Origin of the sequence: Aeromonas sp. BIGb0445, assembly GCF_024809075.1 — a bacterium.
GTDB lineage: Bacteria > Pseudomonadota > Gammaproteobacteria > Enterobacterales > Aeromonadaceae > Aeromonas > Aeromonas rivuli.
In genome coordinates this window covers 378,260-398,972 of sequence record NZ_JANUES010000003.1, presented here as the reverse complement: position 1 = coordinate 398,972, position 20,713 = coordinate 378,260, and the positions used below count along the sequence as shown (strand labels likewise).

The following is a 20,713-nucleotide window of genomic DNA, read 5'->3' as shown; positions in this document are numbered from 1 at the left end:
CGAGAAAAAGCTAAAAAAAGAACATAGAAGGAAGCTGCCCTGATGGCCGCTTCCTTCTTATTTGCTTGGTAGATCACCAGCCACAAACTCAGTCCACGCATCCATCATAGGGCGCCGCAGATCGAGCAAATCAGTACGGTGGTATGCAGCTTCTACCTTGTTTTGAACTGTGTGAGCTAAAGCTCGTTCAGCGAGATCCCGCGCATAGCCTTGCTCGCTGCACCAGTCCCGAAAGCTCGAACGAAAGCCATGAGCAGTTGCCATTCGACCAGGAGTACAACTCTCCGCTTTAGCTCTTCTCAGAAACATAGTCAGCACAGTGTCTGAGAGTGGTACTTGGTCTCGGGGCGAAGGGAATACTAATTCGTCATGTAATCCCCTTAACCCCTTCAGGATCTCAACGGCACGCAGAGATAACGGAACACGATGTTGTTGCTTGGCCTTCATACGTTCGGCAGGCAAGGTCCAGACCTTTGCCTCCAGATCTACTTCAGACCATTTCATTGCTCGGACTTCACCAGAGCGGCAAGCTGTCAGGATCAAGAACTCCAACATCGAGCGGGTTACATCGTATCGTTGTGCTGTTCTCAGATGTTGCTGAACAAAAGCAGGTATATCACGCCAGGGCATAGCTGGCTGGTGTTCAACCCTCACTGATTTGCTGGGTTGGGCCGGTAGTAAGTGACTCACCACATCCACCGGGTTTGCAGAGGTATAGCCGTGAGCCCATGCCCAAGCCATTACTGCGTGTAGGCGTTGCTTAACACGGCTTGCAGTTTCCGGGATCGTCAGCCATATCGGTTGCAGGACTGAAGCGATATGAGCTGGAGTTATCGCATCAATGGAGATAGCGCCAATGGTAGGAAAGGCATATTGCTCCAATGTGGTGATCCATTGTTTACCGTGTTTGGGGTTCTTCCAACCTGGTAACAAGCTTTCGTAGACCAATCTGGCAGATGCTTCCAACGTCGGGATTTTCGGCTTGTTCTGCTCCTGCAGCCGGACCTCTAGCGGATCCAGATTATTCGCCAGCTGTTCCCGCATTGCCTGTGCGTCTCGAGCTGCGTCAGCGATGGAGATCTCTGGATAAGTGCCGAGACCTGCGTTACGCCGTTTCTTCGTCAGTGGGCTGACATAGCGGAATACCCACTTGCCTCTACCCTTGGCAGTAGAAGGGTGTAGCGTCAACCCGGTGACACCACCATGAGCAAGGGGTTTATCTTCAGGCTTGATGCTACGAGCTTTGGTATCGGTGAGGATTGCCATCGGGTAACCTCCTTGAGAATTGAATGTGCCACTCAGTATGCCACCGCGTGTGCGCAGTGGTAATATGTGATTGGGATAGATTGGACAGTATTTGTTTCTAACATACTGATAGTAAATGGCTTACTGGATTGGTGTGGAGTTAGTTGGACTTGATTGCGGCGGGCACCTCCTCCGCCATTTATTGAAGCCAAAAAGGCCACCCAAGGGGTGGCCTTTTTGCATTGGATGTTTTTGTACTTGGGTGGTCAGCCATTATTGCGATGACCAATCTCGATAACTGCACAGGCGATAGCCTCGCTCGGCGATGAGGGCTGGCAGGGCCGGGTCGGTGAGGATGGCGAGCTCGGTGAGCCTGGGCTGGTGATACGTGCTGCGCTGCACCTCGAGATCGATAAAGGCGGGGTGGCACATGATCTCCAGGGAATCGGCCCCCTGTTCATTGGCGTCGTCGAGCAGTTGCAACAGTAGCTCCCGGGTGAGCGACTCACCGTAGAAGCGGCTGTCAAAACGCTGGCAACTGAGCTCATGGTTGACGGTCAGGCCGTGACGGCGCACCTCCTCCCGATCGATGCGCATCGCAATGCCCTGCTGACGGGCAAAGTCCTCCACCAGGGGATAGAGGCTCGGCAGCATATGCACATGGTGATGGCTGTCGATGTGGCTGGGTGAGCGGCCAAACAGGGTGATGAAGCGGTCGAACTGCTGCCTTAACTCTGCCAGGATTTCCCTTGCGACCAGCAGGCCATCCTCGCTTTTTTGCCAGATGCTCTTGTCCAGTAACCCCTGGGCATTGACCAGACAGGGCAGGGGGGAGAGTGGTTTGCCCCAACTGAGTACGAAGTGCAAGCCGATGGGCAAGTCCGGGAAGCGCTTGGCCAGCCAGGCCGCATGTTCTATGGCCGGAGAGTTGACCATGGCGGTGGTCGAGCTGACCACCCCATGTTCGAAGGCTTCCACTATGCCGTAGCTCTGGGCAGGGCAGAGACCAAAGTCGTCGGCGTTGATAATCAATCTTTTATGCATCTCTATCTCCTGTATTGCCCCGCCGATGATCAACGGGGCCCAGTGTTCTCAGGCGAGATCCGCAATGGCGGCGGCAAACTTGGGCAGGTGCTCGCGGTGGGCCAGCAGCAGCTCCTGGGCAACGATTTTTGCCTCGTTGTCCGAGTGGATCAACGGATTGAGGTTCATGGCCAGCAGCAAGTCATCGAAGGAGCCGCTCAAGGCAGCCTGGGAGGCGGCAATCTCGAAGCTCTTGATGAGGTGAATGAGCCCGTTGACCTTGTCGTCGAAGCGGGTGAGGCGCGGGTGGGGAATGGCACCATCACGGCCCACCAGGCAAGTCATCTCGACGGTCCAGTCGGCCGGAATGTTGGTGACATGGCCATGGTGGGGAATTATCACATACTGTTCGCTGCGCTTGTCGTTATGGATGGCGCTGATCACCTCGCAGGCCGCATCCGAGTAGTAGGCGCCGCCGCGCAGCTCCAGCTCCTTGGGCTTCTCGTTGAGCTCAGGGTTCTGGTAGAGCTCAAACAGCGTCTTCTCCACTTTTTGTACCACCTGGGCCCGGGCGCCGCCCTTGTAGAATTCGCCCATCTCGATCCCCAGCATCTCTTTCTCTTTGAAGTAGTAACGCAGGTAGGAGCAGGGCAGCAGGCGCAGTCCGCGCATCAGGCTCGCATCGAAGGGCAGATCGAAGATGTTCTTGACCGAGCTGGAGCTGGTGAGGCTGCCGTCTATCACTCCCTCAAGCAGTTCATCGAAGCGCGATACCCCATTGACCAGCACGTCGCCGATGAACACCAGGTGATTGAGGCCGAAGATGTCGATGGAGAGGGCGTCCTCTGCGCTGACCTTGAGGGCGTCGCGCACAAACATCTGCATGCCGACCGGAATGTTGCACACCCCGATGAAGCGGCGGAACTGGGTGTGGCGATGCACGGCTTCGGTCACCATGCCGGCCGGATTGGTGAAGTTGATGAGCCAGGCATCCGGGCAGATCTCCTCGACGTCCCTGATGATGTCGAAGATGACGGGGATGGTGCGCAGCCCCTTGAACAGGCCGCCCGCGCCATTGGTCTCCTGACCCAGCAGGCCGTGGCTGAGGGGAATGCGCTCATCTTTTTCCCGGGCTTGCAGCTGGCCGACCCGCAGCTGGGTGGTGACGAAGCTGGCACCTTGCAGGGCGGCGCGGCGATCCAGGGTCTTGTGCAGCGTCATGGGGATGCCGGCTTTGCTGATCATGCGCTGGCAGAGGTCGAAAATGATGTCCAGTTTCCCCTGGCCTTCGGGGACATCGACCAGCCACAGCTCGTCGATGGGCAGCTCGGCGTAGCGCTTGATGAAGCCATCGACCAGCTCCGGGGTGTAGCTGCTTCCGCCACCTATGGTGACCACTTTAAGCGTCTTGTTCATAAACACCTCTTTCATCATTTTCAAATTGGGTTGAATAAGGGGCCGCCCTGCATCTGGGGTGCAGTGGGCCGCAGCCACCTGTGACAGGGGCCGGTCAATCTGGGACAGCTGTTTTACAACGCGCTGTTTTTAAATAAAAATATGGTTAGCCCATCTCAGACTGGGGTCTCAAATTTCGGATAGAGATATTTGCGGTAACTGCCCGGGGTGAAGGAGGTCAGCTTCTTGAAGTTTTTGATAAAGAGGCTGACATCGTTGTAGCCGGTCTCGAAGGCAATGTCGGCCACGGAGTCGTTGGTGACTTCCAGCTGCATCTTGGCGTAGTTGACCCGGATCTCGTTGATGATCTGCATCGGCGTCTTGTTGTAGTAACGCCGGGTGGCACGGGTCAGGTACTCCTGGCTCTTGCCGGAGAGATGGATCAGATTGGCCAGGGCATCTTCGGCAAACAGCGGGCGATCGTGCATGCGCTCAACCGCCTCATGGAGCCAGAGCGGCAGATCCTCGCTGGCCGAGGCGTCCTTATGGTGGCGCAGCCGGTTCATCACCGAATAGGTCACCCCTTCGAGAAATTCGGTCAGCGCCTCTTCCCGAAAACCGGGGGAGACCAGTACCGACTCGATATAACTCAGAAATTCATGCTTGAGCGGATAGGCTTGGGACGCCACGAAGTGCTCAGGCAGCAGGTATTTGAAGTGCTCGTCAAAGTAGTGGCGGCTGATCCCGACGTTGAAAATCCGGGTGGTGCCGAACTCGTAGAAGCTCTGATGGGATGAGCCCAGCGGAATGAACACCAGATCGCCGCGCTCGAGCAGTACCCGCTTGCCGTTGACCTCCTGGTAGTAACGGCCGGTCAACACCAGGGTGAACTCGTAATAGTCGTGCTGATGCAACCCGGTTCCGCTCACCTGCTTGTTGTAGATGAACATGTGGAAGGGTCTGTTATTGAACAGCTCGTTTTCCCGGATGGTCTTGACGCTCATTATTCGCCCCTTATGACTGGCCGATGCCGCTGTTACTTGCCGAGCAGCTTTTCATGCACATCGATGAGTTCGTTGATGAGCTCCCGCGCCAGCATGGAAGTCATCAGGTGATCCTGGGCATGCACCAGCACTAGCGTGACCGGGATCTTGCCCTCGCCCTGATCGCTCTCAATCAGCTGGGTCTGCACCAGGTGGGCGGCGTTGAGGGCCTCGCGGGATTGGGTCATCAGCAGGCGGGCGGCGGCCATGTCGCCCTCCTTGGCCTTCTTCAGGGCGCTGTAGGCCAGGCTGCGTGCCTGCCCCGAGTTGATGATGAGCCCCATCACCACCTCTTCCATGTCATCGCACGTCGTGGTCTCTGCCTCTATGTGGTCCATATCGAACATCTCTTTATCCCCTTGATTACGGCTAGTTGATTGAAAGCGGTTTAATTGAATCTCACTTAATTGAAACCATGATTGCGTGCCACCTCGGCGAACCAATAGCCACTCTTCTTGATGGTGCGGGTCTGGCTGTCAAGATCCAGCCGGACCAGGCCATAGCGATTCTTGTAGGCATTGAGCCAGGACCAGTTATCGATGAAGGTCCAGAGGTGATACCCGCAGCAGGCGCTGCCCTCTTGCAGGCCGCGATGCAGCCACTCGAGGTGACCACGAATAAAGTCGATGCGATAATCATCCTCTACCCGTCCCTCCGGGCCGATGAAGCGCTCTTCCCCCTCGACCCCCATGCCGTTCTCCGAGATGTAGCAGCGGGGGTTGCCATAGCCAAGGCGCAGCTCGGTGAGGATGTCGTAGACCCCTTTCTCATAGATCTCCCAGCCCCGGTGCGGGTTCATCTTGCGACCCGGCATCTGGTAGAAATCGAACAGATCTTCGGGGGTGTGCGGTGCCCCTGCGCAGGGCTGATCCTTGGCCTTGACTCGCCGTGGCTGGTAGTAGTTGATGCCCAGCCAATCCACTCGCCCGGCACTGAGTAGCGCCTTGTCACCGGCTTCCACCTCTGGCAGCAAATCATGCTGGCGCAGCAGGTCGATCAGCTCGGGGTCATAGCTCCCCTTCAGGGCGGGATCGAGGAAACTCTTGTTGAGCAGCAAGTCGGCCCAGCGCGCCGCCTGGCTGTCTGCCGCCGAATCGGATCTGGGGTAGGTGGGGCTCAGGTTGAGAATGATGCCAATCTCGCCACTGGCATGGGTATCGCGAAAGGCCTTGACCGCACCGGCATGGGCCAGAGCGGTGTGATAGGCGACAGTGACGGCGCGGCGAAAATCCACCACACAGGGGTAGTGGAAGTGGCCGAGATAGCCGCACTCGACCGGCACTATGGGTTCGTTGAAGGTAAACCAGTGCTTGATGCGCGAGCCAAACAGCTCGAAACAGATGCTGGCGTAACGCACATAGGCCGCCACCACGTCCCGGCTCTCCCAACCGCCCTGCTCCTGCATGCACAGCGGCATGTCGAAGTGGTAGAGATTGATGAAGGGGGTGATCCCCTCGGCCAGCAGGCGATCAAAGACCGCATGGTAGAAAGCGACCGCCTGCTGATTGACCTCGCCCGTCCCGTCCGGGATCAGCCGGGACCAGGAGATGGAGGTACGAAAACTGTTGTGATTGAGCTGCTTGAGCAGTGCGATATCGCTCTCGAAGCGATCATAGAAGGTCGAGGCTTGCGCCGGGCCTATGCCCTGATGGAAGCGCGTCGGCTCAAGGGTGTGCCAGTAATCGAAGATGTTGTCGGACTTGCCATCTCGGCTGGAGGCTCCCTCCGCTTGGGGCGCCGAACTGGCACTGCCCCACCAAAAATCATCCGCAAAGCGATACATCATCATCTTCTCCTTCGGCTTGAAGAGGGAGGAGTCAGGCTCCTCCCGGGAGTGTCATCAGAATTTCAGGGCCAGGGCGATATCCTCTTCGCTCTCCTGTTCTTCCTCGATAACGGCCTGGGCCTTGTTGGCAATCAGCACGAAGGGGACATACATCAGGGTGGCTATCCCTAAGTTGAATATCGCCAGCAGGGCTGCGGCTATGCTGCCGTTGGTGTTGAAGAAGGCCCCCAATCCGGCTGGCATGGTCCAGGGCGCCATGTTGGTGATGGGCGGGATAAAGCCGGTGTTGTAGGCAAACAGGGTGATGGTCGCCAGCACCGGCTGCACCATCACGAAGGGGATAAGCAACACAGGGTTCATGATGACCGGTAGACCAAACAGGATGGGCTCGTTGATCTGGAAGATGCCGGCGGGCAGACCCAGCTTGGCCACCTGACGGTAGTCATCGCGACGCGACACCATGAACACCGCCAGGATGAGGCCTAATGTTGCACCGGTGCCACCGAGGAAGATGTAGGAGTCGAGCATCGGCTTGGTCCAGACGTGGAAGGTCTTGCCGGCGGCGATAGCGGCTTCAACGGAGCCGTATTGGGTATAGAGGGCGACGTTTTCCAGGGTGAAGGGCACCAGAATGCCGTTCTCCAGTGCCGACAGCGCCAAAGAACCATGGACCCCGAAGAACCAGAGCAGCGGGGAGAAGAGCACATAGACCCAGCCGACCAGGCCACCCATGTTGGACAGGGGGGTGGAGATGGTGTCCATGATGATCTGGTGGAAGTTGGTGCCCTCTGTCTGGAGCAGGTAAGCGACTATCCCCATGATGGAGAGGATGATGAAGCCGGGGATCAGCGCCGAGAAGGAGCGCGCTACCGAGGTCGGCACGCTGTCAGGCAGGCGGATCACCCAGTTGCGGCGAATGACGAAAGCAAACATCTCGGCCGAGACGAGACCAATGATCATGCCGGAGATGATGTTGGCGCCACCTAGCCAGTTGGCACCGACCGCATAGGCCTCACCGACGCTGAAGGGGGTGACCGTCATGAAGGCGGCAACAGAGAGCAGACCGGCCGAGAGGGGATCAACCTTGCGCTCTTCTGCCATGGCATGGCCGATGAAGAAGGGTGCCATCAGGGACATGATCCCCAGGGTACCGTTGTAGACGCTGCCGCCAATGCTCTTGAAGCCGTCCAGGGTGGCTATAGTGGCGGGATCGAGTCGCACCCCCATGGAGTAGAAGAAGGATCCCTCCCCAAAACTCAGGAAGACATTGTTGATCAGGACGAACATGGCCCCGGCCAGGGTCAGGGGCATCAGTTTGATGAAGCCATTCTTGATGGCGTTGACATGAGGCTGCTTACCCAGCTTGACGGCAATGGGCAATATGGCCTTTTCCAGGGATGCGATCATGGTGCTCACGGTGTTCTCCTTACTGAGTGAGGCTCTTCTTGATGGATGCGACGGCGGCCTTGAGGACCCCTAACCCATCGACCTTGCCATAGAGCAGGGAGTCGATGACTTCGACCGGCTTGCCCGGCAACAGGGTCTGGATCTCAGACAGCATGTAGGCAATCTGCGGGCCCAGCAGCACCAGATCCGCATCCTGCCCCTTCTCGGCTGCCAGGGTTTCCGGGTAGGCATCTATCTCCACGGGCACATCATATTTCTCAGCCTGGGCCTTCATCTTCGAGACCAACAGTGACGTCGACATCCCGGCAGAGCAAAACAGGTAAATCCGTTTCTTTTCCATAACCACTACCTCACGATTAAAAACCAGTTGTATAGGGGGGGATGAAGCTGTCTCTTGCCGTCACAACCTATGGTTAACTAATCATCCCTCATTGACATCATTGTAATGACTTACAGATCCAACTGATATTTCGACCAGTTAAAAAATAGTTCCATATTGACCTGTCACTTTGGTGTCGTTCACGATTTCAAAGGATGGAAAAATAAGGAGTCAGATGGGTGGTTTTTCAGTGAGGCTTAAATGTTATAAAAACAGATATATTTCAATCATTTAGTTTTATTTTCGTCATTTCACCTGCTCAGGTTACGAAAGCAGTTAATAATCGGCTGTGGTTCACACTTTCACATTAATGGACTTAGCTTGATGTTGGTCACAAGGCCGACCTTGGGGAAGAGGTGGTAACTATACGCTGTTGTTGACCAGGCACTGAGCGCCAGATCCCCCTGTTGCGTTGGGGATCCTGAGTGACTGGTATGTTCTTGCCACCGATGACCATCGGATGTCAGCGCAACCCTCTGCTTCCTCCTCTTTATGGTTGACCCCGATACTGCCCATCCTGGTTGCGCCAAGGTCATGGGCGCGCAAGGCTCCTGGCCAGATCCGGCCATCAACCACCAGCGCAGAGGCGTTCATAAAAAAGCCCTGAGGAGCAGGGCTTTGAACTGTTGCTGAAACAGGGGCAACCCAGAGGGCAGCAACGGCTTCCCGTACCAGCAGGGCCAACTCGTCCTTGCACATTGCTCGAGTCCACGCCAGGCATAGGGATGTGAACGGCGTTGCGTGATGACCAGAGGTTAAAGATGGCAGTGTTCCAGCCACGATTAACGTGCCGCCGCGGGTCAGGGAAAGGAGAGGTACGCAGATCGGGCCGAGTGCCTGCTTGCTGCAGGCGGTGAAGCGGCTGGGAGAGCGGTTCTCTCCTCGTGGCCGACACCGTTGAAGCTGAATGCCTGGTCCATCAGCTGGCCTGCCTCAATGGAGGATGGCATCAGTCTGTTGAGGCAGGGGAAAAGCGGTGTCACTGAACGACCCAATCCCATCCCGCGTACATAGGCACCATTATGAGTCTGAGCGCGTTTGTGATGGCGGGATCTCAAGGGATGGCGCTGTGGAGTCCGGGGTGAAGGCATAAAAAAACCGACACCCGGAGGTGTCGGTTTTTATCTTGCCAAGGGCGCTGAGGCGGCTTAGCGCAGTATCATCTGCTCGCGGCCCGGGCCGACGGAGACCATGGGCACCGGCACACCCAGCAGGGCTTCGATGCGCAGCACATAGTGCTGGGCAGCCTTGGGCAGGTCTTCGAACTTGCGGATGTGGGAGATCTCTTCGCTCCAGGCTTCCATGGACTCGTACACCGGCTTCAGACCGGCGGTCTGCGGCCAGATCGGGTTCTCGGTGTTGGCGCCTTCGTAGGCCACGCAGATCTTCAAGTCCGGCATGCCGGAGAGGCAGTCCAGCTTGGTCAGGGCGATCTCGTTGGCGGCCTGGATCTCCAGACCCTGCTTGGTGGCGACCGCATCGAAGTAGCCGATGTCACGGGGACGGCCGGTGGTGGCGCCGAACTCGTTGGCAAACTTGCGGAACTCTTCCTGGTTCTCCATGGCGGTGATCAGGGTGCCGGTACCCACAGAGGTACTGAACGCCTTGGCCACGGCAATCACGCGCTCGGGGCGCAGGGCCGGCAGGCCGCCACCGATCCCGGCGTAGGCGCCGGAGACGTGGGAGGAGGTCACCCAGGGATACTCACCGTAGATCAGGTCACGGCCGGCGCCCAGCTGGGCTTCGAACAGCAGGGTGCCGTTCTGGGCCTGGATGGCCTTGAGCGGCTCGCTGACGTTGCAGACGGCGTCGATCCAGGGAGCGGACACTTCCAGCAGCCAGTCGGCCATCTCCTGGGCGGTCTGGCTGAATTCGAAGCTCGGGTAGAGGGCCTTGAGCTGCGGCAGTTTCCAGTCGAGGAAGAACTGGATGCGTTCGACCAGTACTTCTGGCTGTTTCAGCCAGCCGACCAGGATCGCTTTTTTCATGACCCGATCACCGTAAGCCGGGGCAATGCCCTGACGGGTGGAGCCGTAGGCGCCATCGCCCAGACGGAGTTCTTCCAGGGTATCTTCCAGGGCGTGGATCGGCAGGCAGAAGGTGGCACGATCTGAAATGGCCATCTTGGGATTGACACCGGCGGCCTTCACTTCGGCCAATTCCTTGGTCAAAGGCTCTGGGCTGATGACCATGCCAGGGCCAAGCACGACCAGGCAATCGGGGTTGAATACGCCACTCGGCAGCTGGTGCAGCTTGAAGGTGCCCAGGTCGTTGACGACGGTGTGGCCGGCGTTGTTGCCGCCCTGAAAACGGATGCTGGCGGCGGATTGGCCTGCCAGATAATCGACGATGCGGCCTTTGCCTTCATCACCCCAGTTAGCACCTACGACTACGATAGACGACATGTGACTTTCTCCTAAGACGTTAGGCGTTCATCCTAGGAGCCTGGGGCGGATTAGAAAAATTAATTATCTTTATAATTCCGATAAGTAAGTCATATAATTGTGACCAATTTATCGGCAAAGACCCGCCATGACGCGCCACTGCGCGCCTGCCGCGGGCGAGAGTGACCCCATGTTGGATATTCACTGGCTCAATACCTTCGTCACCCTGGCGCGCTTGCAGCACTTTGGCCAGACGGCGACCGAACTGCACATGACCCAACCCAATGTCAGTCTGCACCTCAAGAATCTGGAGCAGGCGACCCGGGTGAGGTTGATCGAGCGCAGTCCCTTTCGGCTCACCCAGGCGGGGGAGCGCTTGCTGCAAAGCGCCGAGCGCGCCATTGCCGAGCTGCAACTCTGCCAAGCCGATCTCAATGCCCTGGGGCAATTCAGCCAAGGCAAACTGGCCATCGCCGCCAGCGATATCATCTCGCGCCTGCTGCTGATCCAGCCATTTCAGCGTTTCAAGCAAGCCTTCCCCGGCATCGATCTCACCCTGTTCAACACCACCTCGGATCAGGCCGCCGAGTTGGTCAAGGCAGGGCGGGCGGATCTCGGCTTCGTGATGGCGCAAAAGCGCAGCGAGCCGCTGTTCTATACCGAGCTGCAACAGGTGACCTGGTGCGCCCTGGGTCAGGGGCTCACCCGCTGGCAGGCCCGTGCCAAGGCCGGGGAGAGCGATCCCCTCGACGAGCCGACCCTGATCTTGCTTGGTCACGACACTCGCACCCGGGCGCTGATAGACCCGTCATTGCCCCTGCTGGGGTTGCCGAGCTGCCGCATCATGGAGGTGGGCAGCGTGGATGCCCAGCTCGACTGGGCCGAGGCGGGATTCGGGGTCGCCATAGTGCCCGACTTCTCCTTGCACCCGCGGCTGAAGCTCACGGCGCCGGTCAGCGAGCTGCACGATTTCCCCAGTACCAGCCTGGGCTATGTGGTACGCCAGAATCAGGTGTTGTCCCGGGCCATCAAACAGCTGCTGCACTGGGTGGAGGAGGAGATACAGCGGCCCCATCCCTATCTGGGGCTGGAGTTGGCCTTGAGTGAGCAGGCCAAGGAGGGACAGGCCAAGGAGAGCACAGGGGGAGGAGATGAATAAGCGGTCGATGGGCCAGCCAGGGGGGCGATGGGTTTAGATGGGCAGGCGCGATGCATCCCATCTGGATGGCGACTGAGCGGATCCTCACCACATAACAACGGCCACCCTGGGGTGGCCGTTGTTTCATCGGGTAGTGCGGTTATCCGCCCAGCGGGCCTGACCGCAGACTCAAGGGGCTGGCTGAGCCGCTGATGGCTGAACGGCGTCGCTCACCGCGGGCTCCTGGCCAGCTGGCACTGGGTTGCTGGCGGCCGAGGCTGGTTGCTCTGTCTCGACTGGGGCGGGGACTGTGCCTGTTGCCATGGCCACTGGTGCGGATCCTTCGACGGCACCTTCGACGGCACCTTCGACGGCATTATCCACTTCGGTCGGGGTTGATTCGGTCGAGACAGCCCCGGAAACCAGGGTGGTGGCGTCGGCCGATGACGATGAGAGCTCAGGTTGCAGTGACGCTGGCATCAGGCTCGGCAGGGTGGCATCGCTTGCCGGGGGCGCATTGGCATCATCCAGCATGGCGGCATGGGGCGGTGCCGGGGTCGGCGCCATCATGCTCTCCTGGGTGAGCGCGATCAGGGCCGGGTGCAGGCGAGTGAACTGCTTGAGCCGCGCGTCCATGACCCGCCGCAGTTGATGTACCGTCTCGGCGGGCAAGGTATCGAGGGCCACCAGATCTGCGTACACCGCGATAGTGGGTAGAGAGAGTGTCTGGCCCGGATAGAGGTTGGCCGCGATGCGACCCTGCTCGTAATAGGTTGAGCCCTCGATCAGTTGATTGATTTTGGCATCCTCGATGGCAACCAGCCGTGCCTTGCAACGGCCGGTCAAGTCCGAGATAACCTGACTCGGTTGACCCGCGACCACGAAGGCGGCATCCAGGGTGCCATCACACAGACCTTGAAGGCGATCGGGCCCCTGTTCGGCCACGGTGCCGAAATCCTTGCTCTGCCAGCCCATGGCCTCAATGAGGGCCATGATGGTGATCCTGTCCCCCCCGTTGGCACTGCCGAGATCGACCCGCTTACCCAGCAGATCCCCCAGGCTGCTGATACTGCTCTTCTCGCTGACCAGCAGGGCGACCGACTCGCGATGAAGCCGGTAGAGGGTGCGCAGTGAGGCATCTGGGCCCTGCTGTGCGAAGGGGCCAGTGCCATGCACGGCGTGATAGAGCACATCGGATTGCACCAGGGCTAGCTGGCTCTTGCCACTCGCCAGATCGCGCAGATTGGCGAGTGAACCCTTGGTGCTCTGCACACTGCAGTGCAGGTTGTTGTACGCGCTATCTGCGTTGAACAGGCGACAGAGGGCGCCACCGACAGGGTAATAGACGCCGGTGAGGGCCCCGGTGCTGATGGTGAGGTAGCTGTCAGCGGCCTGGGCGTTTGTTCCCCAGCAGAGCAAGGCAAACAGGGGAGCGAGCAGGGTAGATATTCGTGGGCGCATAGATAACCAATCAGGAAAAAGGGGATGGGCCACTGGGCCCATCGGGTTTAGTTGGGCAGCGTGAGGATGGCTTGCTCCATGCGAGCCAGCGCCTTGGTTAGCAGTGCTCTGGTGCAGCCAAAGTTGAGGCGTACGAAATCGCCGTCACCAAACTGGGCACCCGGGGAGAGGCCAACCCCCGCCTGCTCGAAGAAGGCGATGGGATTCTCCAGGCCCAGGGCGCCCACATCTATCCAGGCCAGGTAAGTCGCTTGATTGCGCGCCATCTTGACCCCCGGCCAGCGGGCCACGGCCGCCTCGATCAGCGCCAGGTTGCCACGCAGATAGTCGAGCTGCGCCAGGAGCCAGGCCTCGCCTCCTTCATAGGCGGCTTCGGCCGCCACGAAACCGAGCAGGTTGACGTCGGCACTGATGCCGCGCATCGCCTGTTGCAACTTGAGGCGCAGCCGGGCATTGGGCACCACGGCGAAGGAGCAGCAGAGGCCGGCGATATTGAAGGTCTTGCTCGGCGCCATCATGACGGCGCTGCGCTGGGCGGCTTCAGCACTGATGGCGCCATAGGGAATGTGCCTGGCATCCTTGTCCAGCAGCAGGTCGCAGTGGATCTCGTCCGAGCAGACCACCAGGTTGTGGCGCTCGGCGATGGCATCGATGGTGGCCAGTTCTTCGCGGGTGAAGATGGTGCCGCCCGGGTTTTGCGGATTGCAGAGCAGCAGCAGATCTGCCGAGGGAGCCTGACGCTCCAGCTCTTCGATATCGATCAGCCAGCGGCCCTCCTGCTCCACCATGGGCACGGTCAGCAGGGGCCTGTCATTGAAGCCTGGCGCCTGCAAGAAGGGGTAGTAGACCGGCTTGGGGGTGATGATGCCGCGACCGTGCTGGCTCCAGGCCTTGCAGGCCAGATTGAGACCAGGGACCACGCCGGGCAGGAATACCAGCCACTCGGCCTCTATCTGCCAGCCATAACGCTCACTCAGGCGAGCCATGATGAGTTCAATCAGACGAGGGGAGGGGCGCGAGTAACCAAAGATGCCGTGGGCGGCCCGCTCGGCCAGTGCTGCCAGCACGCTGGGAGGAGAGACGAAGTCGGTATCCGCGACCCACATGGGCAGCACGTCCTGGCCCTTGTACTTGTCCCACTTCAGACTCATGGTGCCGCTGCGGTCAATTTCCCTGTCAAAATCAAACATCTGCCATCCTTTTTTTAGCCAAATAGTCTTGTCGCCATGGGGTTGCCGGTCTGGGGCTCCGGCCACTGAGGTGCGAGGCCTGGCTGCCACTGGTTTGCCATCATGGGGAGTGCCGCCTGGCGACATGGCCTCTCAATGTACGGTGTCCGTGGGGGAGTCGCAAGTCTTGAGCTGGCTCTTGATAGTGTCATAAAATAGCCATCGTCATGCAGTGCACTCGCACCTCCTTCCTCCAATTCGGTGATAGCCCTATGAAATCCTTGACTGCGGTCATCAAACGTCCGGATCCCGTCTCGTTGTCGTTTCTGGCCGTCACCTTCATGACGGGGGTCGCGGTGGCCCTGCAGGTGCCCACCTTGAGCCTGTTCCTGGCCGAGGAGGTGCAGGTTCGTCCCTTCCTGGTCGGCCTGTTCTACACGGTCAATGCCCTGGTTGGTATCCTCGTCAGTCAATGGCTTGGCCACAGATCCGACAGTCAGGGGGATCGCAAGACCCTGATCCTGCGCTGCTGCGCCGCCGGTATCGTGCTCTCCCTGCTGTTTGCCTGGAACCGCAACTACTGGCTGTTAGTGAGTCTCGGGGTGCTGCTGGCCAGCCTGGCGGCCACCGCCAGCCCCCAGCTATTCGCCCTGGCGCGCGAGCACGCGGATCGCCAGCAAAAGCGCGCCGACATGTTCAGCTCAGTGATGCGGGCCCAGTTCTCCCTGGCCTGGGTGATAGGGCCGCCCATGGCGTTCGCCTTGGCCATTGGCTATGGCTTCGAGGTGATGTATCTCGCCTCCGCCCTGGCCTATCTCATTTGTGGTTTGGTGGTGTGGCGCTGGCTGCCGTCACTGCCACTGCCGGTGAAAGATGAGACTGTCTCCAGGGTCAGCAGCTGGCGGGATCCTTCGGTGCGGGCGCTGTTCATCGCCTCGACCCTGATGTGGACCTGCAACAGCATGTATCTCATCAACATGCCGCTCTACATCACCCGCGAGCTCGGACTGGATGAGAAGTTGGCCGGGATCTTGATGGGCACGGCGGCGGCGCTGGAGATCCCCTTCATGCTGCTGGCGGGCTACTACACCCGCCGCTTCGGCAAGCGGCCCATGATGCTGGTGGCGGTGCTGGCCGGGGTCGGTTTCTACATCGGCTTGGTGACGCTCTCTAGCCAGCAGGCACTGATCGCGCTGCAACTGTTCAATGCCATCTTCATCGGCATCATCGCCGGCATCGGCATGTCCTACTTCCAGGACTTGATGCCGGGCCGGGCCGGGGTCGCCACCACCCTGTTCGCCAACAGCATTCGCACCGGTTCCATACTGGCGGGCGCCATCGCCGGCATCGTCGCCGAGCTGTGGAGCTTCCACGGTGTCTTCATGGTGGCGCTGACCCTGGCCATGCTGGCCCTGGCTGCCTGCTGGCGAGTCCCCAATGCCTGAGTGAGCCTGGCCTGTGGCCAGCGGCATGAGCATGAATAGAAGAGAAGACCCGCGTTGTGCGGGTTTTTTATTGGCTGGCAAGGAGGGAAGAGAAGAGTGGCGTGCAACGGTGGCCCCGGCGGTGGATCCGGGTCTTGGCCTTAGCGCTCCGGGCGCTTATCCGGATGCTGGTACTCATCGCGCAGGCAACGCAGCAGCAATTCGGTGGCCGGGCCCAGGGCATCCGGGCTCATGGTCAGCAGGTAGGTATAGAGATGGCGCTCGCTGCCACCCTCCAGGGTCAGCGGTACCAGGCTGCCATCGGCCAGGGCGCCGTTGGCCAGGTGGCGTGGCAGCCAACCATAGCCGAGCCCTTGCTGCAGCAGGGCGATCGCCTCCTGGTAGTGGGTCACCTTCCAGCCGGTATCCTCGGCATCATTCCAGTCCACCGAGCGATGAATGGGGGGATGCAGACCTATCTGGTTATGGCTGGCCAGTCTGTCCAGGGGCAGGGGGGCTGGTTCGCAGGCCAGGGGGTGCCCGGGGGCGCACAGGGGCAACAGAGTGACCTCGTCCAGGGGCAGGCCGGTGCGATCGCTTGGCAGGTGCTCCGAGATCATCAAGTCCCCCAGTTGCAAGGCACTGAAGTGGCAATGTACCCGCTCATGGAGGTTGATGCGGCAGCCCCTACTGCGAGGATAGAAGCGGGCCAGCGCCCGGTAGAGTCGCTCCCTGGGTTGCAGCGTGCTGACATAGAGGTTGATCTGGGGTTCCCACTGGCGCTCCAGGTTGTCGGCCAGGTTTTCGAGGTCTTCTACCTGCAGGCTGAGTTGGCGGGCGCGCTTGAGGAAGATCTCTCCCGCAGGCGTCAGCACCGCCTTGCGACCACGTACCTCCAGCAGCGCCACCCCCAGACTCTGCTGCAGCTTGGCTACCGCATGGTTGAGGGAGGACTGGCTCTTGTTCAGTGCCTCGGCCGCCTGGGCGTAGCCGCCACAGTCGACCACGGCCTGAAAAATGCGCCACTGCTCGAAGGTACTCTTGGGTCGAAACATAACTCACCTGCTGGTTATTCTGCACCAAGCCCGTATCAACGGACTCTAATAACACTAACTGCCATTGGCGGGACAGGCCTGTTTTTTCTGGTTATTTGGGTTGGGCGACGAAGGTCTGGCCCGTTTTGCCCTGGCTGTCAGCCCCCATCAGGTAGAGATAAAGGGGCATGAGATCGGCTGGCGTCTTGAGCGTCATGGCATCTTCGGCCGGGAAGGCGCTGGCCCGCATCTTGGTGCGGGTACCCCCCGGATTGATGCTGTTGACCCGCACCCCAGTGTTATCCAGCTCGTCGGCCAGCACCTCCATCATGCCCTCGACCGCGAACTTGGAGATGGCATAGGTGCCCCAGTAGGCGCGGCCCTTGCGGCCCACACCGGAGGAGGTAAACAGCAGGGAGGCCTCGCCATGTTGCTTGGCGGTCTGACGCACCAGCGGCAGCAGCGCCTGGGTCAGCAGAAATTCGGACTTGACGTTGACCTGCATCACCTCGTCCCACTCCTTCTCCTGGATATGCTCGAAGGGCGACAGAGTACCGAGCAGGCCCGCATTGAACAGGACACCGTCGAGGCGCCCGAACTGCTGCGCGAAGGTTTCGGCCATGCCACGGTAGTGGCTGGCGGTGGCCCCCTTGAGATCGACCGGGGCGATGGCGGGCAAGGGGTGACCGGCGGCTTCAATCTGGTCATAGACGGCTTCGAGTTTGGCCACTGTGCGGCCGAGCAGTATGACGGTGGCGCCATGGGCTGCGAAGGTCAGTGCCGCTTCACGGCCAATGCCATCGCCAGCCCCCGTCACCAGGATGACTTTGTTGTTGAGCAAGGTGGCGGGGGCCTGATAATCGAGCATGACGACTCCTTTGATTCTTTGCGGTTGGCCAGTGCGCTCGATCATTGCTGTCGAGCAAGGCGCTGGCATTATCCGGGCAAGTGTACTGAGGCGTTTGGCGGTTTGACCAGCGTCCGGGGGTAAAAATGTGAAGAAAACGAGGGGCTTGCCAGCAAATAGTTCAAAGGTGCCAGGCAATGGCGCGCTCTGTGTCCTGTTTCTCCCGGTTCGCTGGCCGAGGCACACCCGGCGCCAAGGGCGGGAGACGGCTCCCCAGCCGCGGCCTGCTTTGGGGCTGGCAACAGTCTTTGCGCCCTTTGGGCAAACTCCCTAGAATGGGAAAAATTTTCACTCTCAACGGAGTTCTCTGTGGCATTTCTGAGCGAATATGGCCTGTTTCTGGCCAAGACACTCACCTTCTTGCTGGCCATCGGCGCCCTGATCCTGATGCTGGTCAGTGCGCGCCACCCCAAGTCCCGCAAGGGTGAGCTGGTGATAAGGGATCTCTCCGCCGAGCTGGAGCAGACCCAGGACAGGTTGCGCACCTCTCTTGCCGGCAAGCAGGAGCGCAAGCTGATCGAGAAACAGCAAAAAGAGCGCAGCAAGCAGCGTGGCAAGCAAGGGGATGAGCGGCGCCGTCTGTTCGTGTTGGACTTTCATGGCAGCATGGATGCCAGAGAAGTCGCCTCCCTGCGGGAAGAGGTGAGCGCCGTGATAGGGGTCGCCCAGCCTGGGGATGAGGTATTGCTGCGTCTCGAATCTGGCGGCGGTGTGGTGCATGGCTATGGCCTGGCCGCCTCCCAGTTGCAGCGACTGCGGGACAAGCAGATCACCCTGACGGTGGCCATCGACAAGGTGGCGGCCAGCGGTGGCTACATGATGGCCTGCGTGGCTGACCGGATACTGGCGGCCCCCTTCGCCATCGTCGGCTCCATCGGCGTGGTGGCTCAGATGCCCAACTTCAACAAGCTGCTGAAAAAGCACGACATTGAATTCGAGATGCACACCGCAGGCGAATACAAGCGCACCATCACCATGTTCGGCGAGAACGATGAGCCGGGTCGGGAGAAGTTTCGCGAGGAGCTGGGGGCCATCCATGAGCAGTTCAAAGGCTTCGTGGCCGCCCATCGCCCGGCCCTGGAGATCGACAAGGTCACCACCGGGGAGCACTGGCTCGCCGGTCATGCCAAGGAGCTGGGGCTGGTGGATGAGCTCTGTACCAGCGATGACTACCTGCTGCGCCGTGCGCAAGAGCGGCATCTGGTGGGACTCTGCTTCCAAAAGCCCAAGTCGCTGACCCAGAAGCTGGGCCAGCAGGGGGCGCTGGGGCTGGTGCAGGGGCTGGAGCGGCTCTGGCAGCAGAGCCCCTGGCGCTGAGCAGCCATTACGCAAACGAAATGAAAAAGCCGGGCTCTTGCCCGGCCCTTCGTTTATGGCTTTGTTGCGGCTTAGAACCTGTCTACGAGCTGTCACGAGAGGTCGTCAGCAAGGTAAAGAGCAGCGCAGGAACCGGAGCGTATAGGCATACGTGAGGATTCAGAGCCTCGCATGAGCCTTGATCACGGCCTCGCAGTAAGATCGTGACCAGGTTCTTAGCGCTGGAAGGGATAGACGGAGCCAAGTTTGAGGATCTGGGTCAGCTCGTCCAGGGCGGTGCGGGACTCTTGCACCAGGGCCGGATCGCGCAGGTCATCCAGGGCCAGGCTGTCGCGGTAGTGCTTCTCGACCCAGGCGTCCAGTCGGGCAAACTGGCCGTCATTGATGAGGCAGGCCGGATTGACCGCAGTCAGCTCGGCATCATTCATGGCGACCCGCAGCCGCAGGCAGGCGGGCCCGCCGCCGTTACGCATGCTCTGCTTCACATCCATGAAGTGCACCTGCTTGATGGGGGTGCCCAGGCCAACCAGCTTGTTGAGATAGGCGGACACGGCCGGGTTGTCACGGCACTCGGTCGGGGCGATGATCGCCATCTCGCCTGAGGGCAGGGTCAGGATCTGGGTGTTGAACAGATAGGATTTCACCGCATCTTGTACCGAGACCTCGGCAGTCGGCACCTCGATAAAGTGCAGATCGCCTTCACCAAACTTGGTGCGCACTTCGGCCAGGGCCGAGTCGGTATTGAGGAAGGCCTGCTGGTGGAAGAAGAGCACATTCTGGTTGCCCACCGCGATGACGTCGTTGTGGAATACCCCCTGATCGATCACCTCCGGATTCTGCTGGATAAAGACGGCGGTCTCCTCGCCGAGGCCGTGCAGACGGGCTATGGCCTGGCTCGCTTCCAGGGTCTGGCGCGCCGGGTAGCGTTTGGGCGCAGGCTGGGATACGTCAAAGGCGCTGCGGCCATAGACGAACAGCTCGACGCCCGCCTCGCCGTAGGCGCGACACAGCCGGGTATGGTTGGCGGCCCCCTCGTCGCCGAAGTGATCATTGTCCGGCAGGTGACTGTGGTGACAGAAATGGCGATCGCCCGGGAAGACGGCGCGCAGGATGCGCCCTGTCACGTCGGGCTCGAGGGAGCGATGGAATTTGTTGGTCAGGTTGGCCGGGGTGAAGTGGATGCGGCCATCCTGGGTGTCGGCGCTCGGCGAAACGGTGGCGGCGTTGGCGGTCCACATGCTGGAGGCGGAGAAGCAGGCGGCCAGCACGGCGGGGGCCTGGCGGGCTGCCTGCTCAAGCACCCGGGCATCGGAGCCGGTGAACCCCAGGCGACGCAGGGTGGCGAGATCCGGGCGCTCCTGAGGAGCCAGTACCCCCTGGGTCATGCCGAGATCCGTCAGCGCTTTCATTTTGCGCAGCCCCTGCTTGGCCGCTTCCTTCGGGTTGGAGGCTTCTTTGGCATTGTTCTGGGAGGCGACGTTGCCATAGGAGAGGCCGGCGTAGTTGTGGGTCGGGCCGACCAGGCCGTCGAAGTTAACCTCGAAGTGCTTCATCAGAGTACATCCTTTCGATTTTTATATGGGTTGCGGTTCCTTCCGCGC

Annotated in this window: 17 protein-coding genes; 3 read left to right on the top strand and 14 right to left on the bottom strand. The window is 59.9% G+C overall.

The window, feature by feature from the left end; genetic code table 11:
- Positions 1-57: 57 nt before the first annotated feature.
- The 9 genes from M2367_RS08525 to M2367_RS08485 all read right to left on the bottom strand — a co-directional run bounded on the left by M2367_RS08525 (position 58) and on the right by M2367_RS08485 (position 10,683).
- Positions 58-1,266, bottom strand: a complete 1,209-nt coding sequence (locus M2367_RS08525) for a phage integrase central domain-containing protein (protein WP_259236423.1) — start codon at positions 1,264-1,266, stop codon at positions 58-60.
- Between the two features lie 252 nt (positions 1,267-1,518).
- Positions 1,519-2,289 carry a chitin disaccharide deacetylase gene (gene chbG, locus M2367_RS08520; protein ID WP_259236422.1) on the bottom strand — a complete coding sequence of 257 codons (771 nt, stop codon included), beginning with the start codon at positions 2,287-2,289 and terminating at the stop codon, positions 1,519-1,521.
- A 48-nt stretch (positions 2,290-2,337) separates the two neighbouring features.
- A complete protein-coding gene (locus tag M2367_RS08515) occupies positions 2,338-3,684 on the bottom strand; it encodes a 6-phospho-beta-glucosidase (RefSeq protein WP_224432410.1) in 1,347 nt (448 codons plus the stop codon).
- A 155-nt stretch (positions 3,685-3,839) separates the two neighbouring features.
- Positions 3,840-4,667, bottom strand: coding sequence for a transcriptional regulator ChbR (gene chbR / locus M2367_RS08510; protein WP_259236421.1), 828 nt, complete (start codon positions 4,665-4,667; stop codon positions 3,840-3,842).
- Positions 4,668-4,699: 32 nt separating this feature from the next.
- Positions 4,700-5,053: a PTS N,N'-diacetylchitobiose transporter subunit IIA gene (chbA, locus tag M2367_RS08505; protein WP_224432412.1), complete on the bottom strand. Its 354-nt coding sequence runs from the start codon at positions 5,051-5,053 to the stop codon at positions 4,700-4,702.
- A gap of 56 nt (positions 5,054-5,109) precedes the next feature.
- Positions 5,110-6,492, bottom strand: coding sequence for a glycoside hydrolase family 1 protein (locus M2367_RS08500; RefSeq protein ID WP_310504058.1), 1,383 nt, complete (start codon positions 6,490-6,492; stop codon positions 5,110-5,112).
- A 54-nt stretch (positions 6,493-6,546) separates the two neighbouring features.
- Complete coding sequence (gene chbC / locus M2367_RS08495) at positions 6,547-7,899, bottom strand: PTS N,N'-diacetylchitobiose transporter subunit IIC (RefSeq protein WP_224432960.1); 1,353 nt, start codon at positions 7,897-7,899, stop codon at positions 6,547-6,549.
- Positions 7,900-7,918: 19 nt separating this feature from the next.
- Positions 7,919-8,239, bottom strand: a complete 321-nt coding sequence (locus M2367_RS08490) for a PTS sugar transporter subunit IIB (RefSeq protein ID WP_224432413.1) — start codon at positions 8,237-8,239, stop codon at positions 7,919-7,921.
- 1,187 nt (positions 8,240-9,426) lie between these two features.
- Complete coding sequence (locus tag M2367_RS08485; RefSeq protein ID WP_224432414.1) at positions 9,427-10,683, bottom strand: adenylosuccinate synthetase; 1,257 nt, start codon at positions 10,681-10,683, stop codon at positions 9,427-9,429.
- A 169-nt stretch (positions 10,684-10,852) separates the two neighbouring features.
- On the opposite strand from M2367_RS08485, the gene M2367_RS08480 reads away from it, so the two are divergent.
- A complete protein-coding gene (locus tag M2367_RS08480; protein ID WP_259236576.1) occupies positions 10,853-11,821 on the top strand; it encodes a LysR family transcriptional regulator in 969 nt (322 codons plus the stop codon).
- 168 nt (positions 11,822-11,989) lie between these two features.
- Here M2367_RS08480 and M2367_RS08475 read toward each other — a convergent pair whose 3' ends face one another.
- Positions 11,990-13,261 (bottom strand): TAXI family TRAP transporter solute-binding subunit, encoded by a 1,272-nt coding sequence (locus M2367_RS08475; protein ID WP_259236420.1) that lies wholly within the window; start codon positions 13,259-13,261, stop codon positions 11,990-11,992.
- A gap of 47 nt (positions 13,262-13,308) precedes the next feature.
- Positions 13,309-14,451, bottom strand: coding sequence for a MalY/PatB family protein (locus M2367_RS08470; protein WP_259236419.1), 1,143 nt, complete (start codon positions 14,449-14,451; stop codon positions 13,309-13,311).
- Between the two features lie 251 nt (positions 14,452-14,702).
- Here M2367_RS08470 and M2367_RS08465 point away from each other — a divergent pair, with 251 nt between their 5' ends.
- On the top strand, positions 14,703-15,875 hold the full coding sequence (locus M2367_RS08465; RefSeq protein ID WP_259236417.1) for an MFS transporter: 1,173 nt from the start codon (positions 14,703-14,705) through the stop codon (positions 15,873-15,875).
- A gap of 140 nt (positions 15,876-16,015) precedes the next feature.
- On the opposite strand, the gene M2367_RS08460 is transcribed toward M2367_RS08465, so the two are convergent.
- Together M2367_RS08460 and M2367_RS08455 are read right to left on the bottom strand one after the other, a co-directional pair.
- A complete protein-coding gene (locus M2367_RS08460; protein ID WP_259236416.1) occupies positions 16,016-16,909 on the bottom strand; it encodes a LysR family transcriptional regulator in 894 nt (297 codons plus the stop codon).
- Between the two features lie 91 nt (positions 16,910-17,000).
- Positions 17,001-17,756, bottom strand: coding sequence for a YciK family oxidoreductase (locus M2367_RS08455; RefSeq protein WP_224432419.1), 756 nt, complete (start codon positions 17,754-17,756; stop codon positions 17,001-17,003).
- A 348-nt stretch (positions 17,757-18,104) separates the two neighbouring features.
- Between M2367_RS08455 and sohB the strand changes: the two genes are divergently transcribed.
- On the top strand, positions 18,105-19,112 hold the full coding sequence (gene sohB, locus M2367_RS08450; RefSeq protein ID WP_259236415.1) for a protease SohB: 1,008 nt from the start codon (positions 18,105-18,107) through the stop codon (positions 19,110-19,112).
- 215 nt (positions 19,113-19,327) lie between these two features.
- On the opposite strand, the gene astB is transcribed toward sohB, so the two are convergent.
- Positions 19,328-20,665: an N-succinylarginine dihydrolase gene (gene astB / locus M2367_RS08445; RefSeq protein ID WP_042041487.1), complete on the bottom strand. Its 1,338-nt coding sequence runs from the start codon at positions 20,663-20,665 to the stop codon at positions 19,328-19,330.
- Positions 20,666-20,713 lie beyond the last annotated feature (48 nt).